Source organism: Polaromonas sp. P1_G2 (genome assembly GCF_056405515.1).
The window spans coordinates 1-555 of record NZ_JBFUBY010000799.1 but is presented as its reverse complement, the minus strand read 5'-3'; the positions used below and the strand labels follow the sequence as shown (position 1 = coordinate 555).

The 555-nt window shown below is 60.2% G+C and carries 1 protein-coding gene and 1 pseudogene; one reads left to right on the top strand and one right to left on the bottom strand.

Annotated elements, in window-relative coordinates:
• On the top strand, positions 1-316 hold a 316-nt coding region (locus tag AC1D0P_RS27665; RefSeq protein ID WP_477679655.1), incomplete at its 5' end, for a GcrA family cell cycle regulator.
• A 61-nt stretch (positions 317-377) separates the two neighbouring features.
• On the opposite strand, the pseudogene AC1D0P_RS27660 reads toward AC1D0P_RS27665, so the two are convergent.
• Positions 378-555, bottom strand: a pseudogene (locus AC1D0P_RS27660) (polyphosphate kinase 2); the annotation flags it as partial.

Sequence of the window (555 nt, the reverse complement as noted above, 5' to 3'; positions counted from 1 at the left end):
GGCTTCTTCTTCTTTCGCGCAGCGCACGGTGACCCGCACCGTCACCCGGCCGGCCGGCGCCACCATGCTCAAGGAAGAGATCGAGATCGATGCGCTTGAGGTCATGGAAACGTTGCCGAACAACGTCGTCGTGCCGATCTTCCGTCGCGTGCCGCTGATCCGGCTCACCGAACGCACCTGCAAATGGCCGCTCGGCGATCCGCTGAAGGAAGATTTCTGCTTCTGCGGCAATGACTCGCCTGACAGCTCGCCTTATTGCGGCTTCCACCAGAAGCTCGCTTACCAGCCGTCGGCCGAACGTCGCCGGATGCGCTGACACGACCCTCACATTTCTCTGCGACAAAGGGCCGGCTTGCCGGCCCTTTGTCGTTTCAGGCTCATTTCAAAATGCCGGGCTTGCCGAGGATTTTTCTGTCGATCTCGCCGATCACCTTCTTGTCCTTGTCCGTATAGTCAAGGCTATCGAGGATGTGGCGGATCATGTTGATCCGGGCGCGGCGCTTGTCATTGCCGAGCACCACCGTCCATGGCGCATGGTCGGTGTCGGTTTCCTTG